Raw genomic sequence first — 8,526 nt, 5'->3', positions numbered from 1 at the left:
TGATCCACTCGGGTTCACGGAAGTCGGGGCGTCCGTCGCGCCCGGATACCGCGCTTTCCATGAACCCGAGTGGATCAAGCGGGTGGGGGCGCGAGAAGGCGCGGGGTGCGGGGTGTCAGAGGGGGCGGCGGCCGGCGAAGCCGCACTCGGCCCGGTGGTACCAGCGCACGTCGGAGTCGCCCTCCAGCCAGCACCAGAGCACGGCGCGGCCGGCCCGCTCGCCGGGGAAGTCGAGCAGCACCGGGGCGATGCCCTTGACCTGGATGTCGTGCTGGTGCAGCTCGTCGACGACGGCGTGCAGCCGGGCTTCCAGCGCCTTCACCTCGGCCAGCCCGCCGAGCGCGCTCACGCCGTGGTCGGCCAGGTCGGCGCGCAACTCGGCCAGGTCGGCCCGGACCCGGATCAACTCGTCGACGCGCGGCTGCAGGGTGGCCACCAGGTGCCGGGCCTGGGCAAGTGTGAACACCGGGCCAGTATGCGGCACGCACGGCTCCGCGACGCGCCCCGAACGCTCAGTCAGCCTGTGCCGCCAGCTCGCGGGCGCGATCCCGGGCGGCCTCCAGCGCGGCGAGCAGCGCCGCGCGTACGCCGTGCTTCTCCAGCTCACGGATCGCGGAGATGGTGGTGCCGGCCGGCGAGGTGACCGCCTCGCGCAGCTTCACCGGGTGCTCGCCGGAGTCGCGCAGCATCACCGCCGACCCGATCGCGGTCTGCACGATCAACTCGTGCGCCACCTGGCGGGGCAGCCCGAGCAGGATCCCCGCGTCGATCATGGCTTCGACCAGCAGGTAGAAGTAGGCTGGGCCGGAGCCCGAGAGCGCGGTGACGGCGTCCTGCTGCGACTCGGGCACCCGGATCGTCTGGCCGAGCGGCTTGAACATCTCCTCGGCCAACGTCAGGTGCGCCCCGGTGGCGTACGCGCCGGCGGAGATCGCGGTCATCGCCTCGTCGACAAGCGCCGGGGTGTTGGTCATCACCCGCACCACCGGGGTGCCGTCGGGCAACCGGCGGCTGAAGAAGCTGGTGGGCAGACCGGCGCAGAGCGAGATGACGAGCTTGTCGGCCGGCACCTTGGGGCCGATCTCGTCGAGGAGCGCGGCGGCGTCCTGCGGTTTCACCGAGACCGCGAGCACCGCCGCCTCGTCCACCGCGGTCAGGTTGTCGACCACTCGTACGCCGTAGCGGGCGGTCAACTCCTCGGCGCGAGCGGGCCGGCGGGCGGTGGCCAGCAGCCGGTCCACCGGCCATCCCGAGCGCAGCAGCCCGGAGAGCATCAGCTCACCGATCTTGCCCGCGCCGATCACCGCGACCGTGTGCACTCCGGCTGACATGTCGGCCCGTACCCCCTCGCATCGGGTCGCGGCGCGGCGAGCCCGCAGGCCCGCCGCGCCGCCGATGATCGATCAGCTGCCGAAGAAGACCTCGGCCTCGGCGTACCGCTCCAGCGGCACGGTCTTCAGCTCGCGGGTGGCCTCGGCGAGAGGCACCCGGACGATGTCGGTGCTCTGCATCGCGACCATCTTGCCCCAGTCGCCGTCGTTGACGGCGTCGATGGCCTGCAGGCCCAGGCGGGTGGCGAGCACCCGGTCGAAGGCGGTCGGGGTGCCACCGCGCTGGATGTGGCCCAGCACCACGGTGCGGGCCTCCTTGCCGGTCTTGGCCTCCAGCTGCTCGGCGAGCCACTGGCCGATGCCGCCGAGGCGGACGTGGCCGAAGGAGTCGAGCTCCTGGTTGGCGAGGACCATCTGGCCGTCGAGCGGCTGGGCGCCCTCGGCGACCACGACGATCGGGGCGTACTGGTGCTGGAAGCGCTTCTCGACGTAGCCGGCCACCTGGTCGACGTCGAACTGACGCTCGGGCAGCAGGATCACGTTGGCGCCACCGGCCAGGCCGGCGTGCAGGGCGATCCAGCCGGCGTGCCGACCCATCACCTCGACGACCAGGGTGCGGTGGTGGCTCTCCGCAGTGGTGTGCAGCCGGTCGATGGCCTCCATCGCGATGTTGACCGCGGTGTCGAAGCCGAAGGTGTAGTCGGTGGCGCCGAGGTCGTTGTCGATCGTCTTCGGCACGCCGACGACGTGCACGCCCAGCTCGTAGAGCTTGGTGGCCACGCCGAGGGTGTCCTCGCCGCCGATCGCGATCAGCGCGTCCACGCCCTGGGCGGCGAGGTTGTCCTTGATCCGCTCGACGCCGTTCTCGATCTTGAACGGGTTGGTCCGGGACGAGCCGAGGATGGTGCCGCCGCGGGGCAGGATGCCGCGGACGTCGGCGATGTCCAGCGGCCGGGACAGACCCTCGAGCGGGCCCTTCCAGCCGTCCCGGAAGCCCACGAACTCGTGACCGTAAGTGGCGACGCCCTTGCGGACCACCGCCCGGATGACCGCGTTGAGACCGGGGCAGTCGCCGCCGCCGGTGAGCACGCCGATACGCATGATCCGCTCATCCTCCTGGAGCATCAGGTAAAGCCCGATATGCCCCAGGGTATGTGTCAGGTCAGACCATCGGCGCCGTTGCCGGCCCGGGGCGGGCCGTCACTGCGAACTGTAGTCGGCCCGCCGGTACGACGACAGCGCGCCCCGGCCACCCGCCCCCGGTCAGTAGGTCACCTCGTGGTTCTCGCCGGCCTCCGGTGGCCGGCCGGTGACCGCGGCCTTCGCGTAGCTGAGCAGGTTCACCACCGTGCTGTTCGGCGAGTCCCAGTACTCGGCGGAGCTGGCGTGCACCTTGATCAGCGTGAGAGCGGGGGTGTCCAGCCCGTCGGGGAACCACGCCTTGAGCAGCGGGCTCCACAGCCGCTCGGCCCGGGTCCGGTCGAACCCCTCGGTGGCGGTGCCGGAGATCGACACCCAGGCGTTGTGCTTCTGGTCGGAGAAGGCGACGTTGACCTCCGGGTTCACCCGGAGCTGGCGGATCTTGGCCGAGTCGGCGTAGGCGAAGAACCACAGCTCGCCGTCGAACTCGGCCTCCTGGAGCGTCATCGGTCGACTCACCTGCCGCCCGTCCAGAGCAGTCGTGGTGAGCATGCAGATCCGCGCGGCCCGGGCCAGGCCGGTGACCCGGGCGCGTGCCTCTGCGGCGCTGGTCGGCTGGTCGCTCATGGCAATCTCCCTCGGCTCGGCTGGTCGAACCGTGCCCGGGACAGAACCGGTCAAACCTACAGCGGCGCGGCCACCGCTCAGCGGGCGGTCATCGCCCGCCAGCGGGCCAGGTTGTGCCGGGCGTCGACCAGAGCGTCGTGCCGGGCCGCGTCCGCGTCCGGCAGGGGCGGCCGGCCACGGTCGTCCCAGAGCTGGCGCAGCTCCTTGGTGTAGCGGGGAATCTCCCGGGGCAGCGCCGGCATCGCGCCCCAGAGCTGGGCGAGCACCACGTGGTCGTACGCGGCGAACCAGGCCCACAGCTCCAGTTGCTCCCCCGGCCGGTCCCGGATCGGCTCGACCAGGAAGTCGTACAGGTCGTCGCGGATGCGCTCACGCGAGCGCCAGGCCCGGTCCGCCGGGGAGGGCAGCTTGTCCAGCACGTTGCGTCGCACCCAGGGCACGGCGCGGGAGTCGTCGAACTCGGTGGAGACCGCGTAGAACTCGCGGCCGTACTCGTCGACGACACCGATCGAGACGAGGTCGACGGTGGTGCCGTCCTCGATGAACTCGCAGTCGTAGAAGTAGCGGTAGACCATTCCGGGCATCTTCGCCCACCGCCGCAGGGTCGTGCCCGGCGGGGGCCCGTCCGGGGGGTCGGCCGCGCCGCGGCGAGACCCCGGTGAACGGTGCGTCGCAGCTCGTGACGGTCACGGAAGTGCTTCGAGGGGTGTACAGCAAGCGACCGGACCGTCATGATCTGATGTGTACCGCTACCGGACGCCGAATCGGTGTCAGTTCACCTTGTCGGGGCCCATCAGGTTCGCCCGGTGAGCGAGTTGTGGTCCATGACCGGGGGAGGGGTTGGGCCGTGGAGGTTCGCCTGCCAGAGCCGGGTGACGCGCTCACGGGTGTCGAGATGTTCGCCGGGCTGGAGCCCGAGGTGCGGCAGCGCGTCATCGCTGCCGCCGTTCCACGCACCTACCGCAAGGGCCAGCTGCTCTTCGTCGAGAACGACCCCGGCGAGTCGCTGATCGTGCTGCGCCGGGGCGCGGTGGCCGTGTTCCGCACCGCACCCACCGGCGAACGGGCCGTGCTGTCGGTTATCCGTCCACCGGACGTGCTCGGTGAGGTGTCCCTGCTCGACGCGTCCACCCGGTCCGCCTCGGCGGAGGCCATCGAGGACTGCGCGGCGCTCGCGCTGTCGCGGGGCGCGTTCATGGAGTTGGTGCACTCCAACCCCCGCATCCTGGACGCGGTGATGCGCTCCCTGGGCGGCCTGATCCGCCGGCTCACCGAGCAGAACGCCGACCACGTCTTCCTCGACCTGCCCGGTCGGGTGGCGAAGACGCTGGTTCGGTTGGCCGGCGAGAGCCAGGCACCGATGATCACGATCGAGCTCAACCAGAGCCAACTGGCCGAGATGGCCGGTGGTTCCCGGCAGAGCGTCAACCAGGCGATCGGCTCGTTCGCGAGCCGCGGCTGGCTGCGGACCGAGGGCCGCCGGATCGTGGTGACCGACGTGGCCGCGCTGCGCCGCCGCGCCGGCATGGCCGACCGCTGACCGACCCGCCCGCCCCGGCTTCGTCGCCGACCCGAATCTCCCGTGTGGACGCCCGTCGCCGGCCGGCCCACCCACCCGTACGCACGGCTGATGCCGGCTGCCACTGGCAACCGGCATCAGCGAATGTGCAGGCCAAAACGGGTGCGGCCGGAAGGCCGTCGGCCCGCCGACCGCACCCGGGCGATCAGTTCTCTTCGCTGTCGGCCGGCGGCGCACCCGGCCCCGGACCGATCTTCTTCGGATCGGTCGGCTTAGCCGTGGACGTGCTCGACGAGGTGGTCGTGGTCTCCCCCGACCCGCCCGACTGACCCTCAGGCTCTTCCACCATGCCCTGCTCCTCCAGTTCGGCGAGAGTGACCGCATCGACGTCGATCGTGTCGCCCGGCGCCCACAGCGTGCCACCCGGATCGGTCCACGAGGCGGACAGTCGTACCTGCACGGCACTCTCCCTGACATGAAACTTCCTGGTACGGAACACTAACCCCGACCGATCGACGACGTTGCCCGTCCGCACGTCGGGTACCCGACTGGGCTGACCGGCCGCGATACTGACCTCTTTCGCCCACGGAGCTGAACATCGACCTCAAGTGTGGACACTGCGCACGCGCGGCCGGGCCGGACGACCGCTTCTGCGGCGGGTGTGGCCAGCCGCTCGGGGTCAACTGTGCGCACTGCGGGCACGCCAACAGCACCGAGGTCAACTTCTGCACGAGCTGTGGCCAACCGTTGCGGGACCACGTCGTCACGGTGCAGGAGGACCGGCGTCAGGTCAGCGTGCTCTTCGTCGACATCGTGGACTTCACCAGCTATGCGGAGCGGACCGACCCGGAGCAGGCCCGCGGTCTGCAACAGACCTACTTCGCCACGGTGCGCCGGATCGTGCACCAGTACGGCGGGGTGGTCGAGAAGTACATCGGCGACGCGGCGATGGCGCTGTTCGGCGCGCCGGTGGCCACCGACAACGACGCGTTGCGGTGTGTCCGCGCCGGCCTGGAGCTGCAGCGGAACCTGGCCCGCCAGCCCGCCGGTCCGCAGCCGCCGCTCGGCTTCCGGGTCGGCATCGCGACCGGCGAGGCCCTTGTCGACCTCTCCGCCACACGCGACGGTGGGCAGGCCTTCGTGACCGGAGACGTGGTCAACACGGCCTCCCGCCTGCAGGGGTTCGCCCCACCGGGCGGTGTCGTCGTCGACGAGAGCACCTGGTCGGCCACCCGACACGAGATGGAGTACGCCGACCAGCCGCCGGTCACCCTGCGCGGCCGGTCCGCGGTGAGCCGGATCTGGCTGGCCGTCCAGGTCCGACCACACCGGGACCCGCGCGGTGCCGAGCTGACCCCGATGGTGGACCGGGAGCACGAGCGGGGCCTGCTGGTCAACGCGCTGCACCGGATGGTGACCGAGCGGACCTCCCAGTTGGTGACGGTGTTCGGCCCGGCCGGTGTGGGCAAGAGCCGGCTGCTGCGCGAGCTGGCCCGACACGCCGGCAGCGTGCCCGGCCCGCCGATCACCTGGCTCGTCGGGCAGTGCCCGCCGTTCGGCGAGAACGTCGCCTGGGCCGCACTGTCGGACATCGTGAAGACCTGGGTGGGGGTGCCGGAGGTCGACGACCCGGCCGCGCTGCGCGAGCGGCTGCGGGCCCGTCTGGGGCAACTCGCCGACCCGCACGCGACCCGACTGGCCGAGGCGCTCGGGCCGCTGATCGGCGTACCCGGCGAGCGACTCACCCCCGGCGAGACCGAGGCCGCCTGGCGGCGGTTCCTGCTGGCCCTGGCCACCACCGGCCCGACCGTGCTGGTCTTCGAGGACATGCACTGGGCGGACCAGGCGATGCTCGCCTTCGTCGAGCAGTTGGGCGCGACAGCGCGCGGCGTACCGCTGCTGGTCGTCGCGACCGCCCGGCCGGAGCTGCGGGAACGGCACCCGGCCTGGACCGGCACGATCAGTGGCGCGATGTCCATCTCGGTGCCGCCGATGCACGACACCGACATCGACACGCTCTACTCGCTGCTCCTCGGGCAGGCGACGCTGCCCTCCAGCTCGCGTACCCCGCTTATCGAGTTCGCCGACGGCAACCCGCTCTACGCCCAGGAGTACGCCCGGATGCTGCTGGACGGCGGCCTGCTCGACGCGGTCGGTTCGGCCCCCCGTCCCGACCTCGACGGTGGCGCGGAGATGCCCCGCACGGTGCAGGCGGTCATCGCCAACCGGCTCGACCTGCTGGACCCGGCCGACCGGGCGGTGCTCCAGGCCGCCGCCGTGGTCGGCGTGGTGTTCTGGGCCGCGCCGGTGGGGATGGCGCTGGGCCGGCCGGTGGAGTGGGTGGAGCGTGCGCTGGACCGCCTGCAACGTCGCGACCTGGTGTACGAGCAGAGCACGTCGACGATGCCCGGCCAGTCCGAGTACCGGTTCCGGCACATCCTGGTGCGCGACGTCTGCTACCAGCGGCTGCCCCGGGCCGAGCGGGTGCTGCGCCACCAACGCACCGCCGACTGGATGGCGCAGCTCACCGACGGCCGGCAGTACGACCTGGCCGAGGTGCTGGCCAACCATCGCTGGGCGGCACACGAGATCGCCCGGACCGTCGGGCTGGACACCGCCCCCTACGCCCCGCCGGCGCGGGCGGCGCTGCACCGGGCGGCCCGCCGGGCGTACGAGCTGCACGCGCTGGACACCGCCGCCGCGCTGGTGGGCCGGGCGCTGGCCCTGGACGTCGGGCCGGACCCGGCGTTGGAGCTGTTCGACGCCGAGCTGGCGTTCTATCGGGACGGGGACGCCTTCCTGGTGGCGGGAGGCACGGACACCCTCACCCGACTGGCCGAGCGGCTCACCATGGGCGGCGACCGGACGGGAGCGGCGCGGGCCTGGACGCTGCTCGCCACCGCCGCGTGGAGTCGGGCCGACCGTTCGACGACCCTGCACTGCCTGGACCAGGCGATCGGCATCTACAGCGATTTACCGGACAGTCAGGAGAAGGCGGGCGCCCTGCTGGAGCTGGCCCGGGTGCACATGCTGAACGCGGAGACCGAGCCGGCGTGCACCGCGGCGCGGGCGGCGGCGTCCCTCGCCGAGCGGCTCCAGCTGCGCGAGGTCCAGGCCAACGCGCGGATCACCCTGGCCGTGGCGCGTTACCTGGCCGGCTCCGCCGAGGCGTTCCCGGAGCTGACGGAGGTGACCGAGCACTGCCGGGTGGAGCGGCTGACCAGTCGACGCCGGGCGGTGCAGAACCTGGCCTGGGCGTTGCAGGAGGAGGGCGACCTGGCCGGCTCGGCGCGATTGGTCGACGAGCAGCTCACCCTCGACCTGGGCGGTGAGCACAGCCTGGCCACCAGCTTCGCCGACCAGTGGGCGCGGTCGTACTACGCGGGCGACTGGACGGCGGCGCTGGCGATGGCGGCGGAGTCGACCCGACGGCCGACCGCCGAGTGGGATCTGCACATCGTGGCGGTCTCGGGTTGGATGCGCGGGCTGGCCGGCGCCGAGCTGGTGGCAACCGCCGGTCCCGACGGAGCTGCGGGGCCGGACGGAACCGTGGTGCCGGACGGACCGGGTGGGGATCTGGTCGAGCAGGCGCTGGTCGCGGCCCGGCGCAGCGGTTTCCACCGGGTGCTGCGCTCCACCCTGGCGCACGCCGCGCTCTGCCGGGCGGTGCAGGGCCACCGGGACGAGGCGATGGCACTGCTCACCGAGCTGGACGAGGACTGGCGACGGACCCGGATGATCCCGTTCGCGGAGTGGGTGCCGGCCGTCGGGCACGTCGCCGGGGTGCTCGGCGCGGACGCGGCCCGGCTGGTCCGGCAGCTGCTCGACCGGGCTCCCCGGACGACCCCGTGGGCTCGGGCCGCCGGTCAGGTCGCCGATGCCACGCTGGCCCGGCACGCCGGGGACGCC

The 8,526-nt window shown here is 72.3% G+C and carries 8 protein-coding genes; 2 read left to right on the top strand and 6 right to left on the bottom strand.

Going from position 1 to position 8,526, the window contains the following annotated elements:
• Positions 1-115: 115 nt before the first annotated feature.
• The 5 genes from PSH25_RS25820 to PSH25_RS25800 form a co-directional block, all read right to left on the bottom strand.
• Positions 116-466: a DUF2203 domain-containing protein gene (locus PSH25_RS25820; protein WP_036412622.1), complete on the bottom strand. Its 351-nt coding sequence runs from the start codon at positions 464-466 to the stop codon at positions 116-118.
• A 46-nt stretch (positions 467-512) separates the two neighbouring features.
• Positions 513-1,331 (bottom strand): pyrroline-5-carboxylate reductase, encoded by an 819-nt coding sequence (proC, locus tag PSH25_RS25815; RefSeq protein WP_238661521.1) that lies wholly within the window; start codon positions 1,329-1,331, stop codon positions 513-515.
• A gap of 72 nt (positions 1,332-1,403) precedes the next feature.
• A complete protein-coding gene (locus tag PSH25_RS25810) occupies positions 1,404-2,432 on the bottom strand; it encodes a 6-phosphofructokinase (protein WP_091408060.1) in 1,029 nt (342 codons plus the stop codon).
• A 162-nt stretch (positions 2,433-2,594) separates the two neighbouring features.
• The gene (locus PSH25_RS25805; RefSeq protein ID WP_238661520.1) at positions 2,595-3,098 is read right to left on the bottom strand and encodes a pyridoxamine 5'-phosphate oxidase family protein; all 504 of its coding nucleotides are present in this window, start codon (positions 3,096-3,098) and stop codon (positions 2,595-2,597) included.
• A 77-nt stretch (positions 3,099-3,175) separates the two neighbouring features.
• Positions 3,176-3,673, bottom strand: coding sequence for a polyadenylate-specific 3'-exoribonuclease AS (locus PSH25_RS25800; protein WP_112582786.1), 498 nt, complete (start codon positions 3,671-3,673; stop codon positions 3,176-3,178).
• Positions 3,674-3,945: 272 nt separating this feature from the next.
• On the opposite strand from PSH25_RS25800, the gene PSH25_RS25795 reads away from it, so the two are divergent.
• A complete protein-coding gene (locus PSH25_RS25795; RefSeq protein WP_091407574.1) occupies positions 3,946-4,638 on the top strand; it encodes a Crp/Fnr family transcriptional regulator in 693 nt (230 codons plus the stop codon).
• Between the two features lie 184 nt (positions 4,639-4,822).
• On the opposite strand, the gene PSH25_RS25790 is transcribed toward PSH25_RS25795, so the two are convergent.
• Complete coding sequence (locus PSH25_RS25790) at positions 4,823-5,152, bottom strand: hypothetical protein (RefSeq protein WP_238661519.1); 330 nt, start codon at positions 5,150-5,152, stop codon at positions 4,823-4,825.
• A gap of 56 nt (positions 5,153-5,208) precedes the next feature.
• On the opposite strand from PSH25_RS25790, the gene PSH25_RS25785 reads away from it, so the two are divergent.
• Positions 5,209-8,526: AAA family ATPase (locus PSH25_RS25785; RefSeq protein ID WP_274527955.1), on the top strand; the 3,318-nt coding region annotated here is incomplete at its 3' end.

The organism is Micromonospora foliorum (assembly GCF_022229015.1).
GTDB classification, from domain to species: domain Bacteria; phylum Actinomycetota; class Actinomycetes; order Mycobacteriales; family Micromonosporaceae; genus Micromonospora; species Micromonospora foliorum.
The sequence above is the reverse complement of the archived record's forward strand: the minus strand, read 5'-3'. Positions and strand labels throughout refer to the sequence as shown.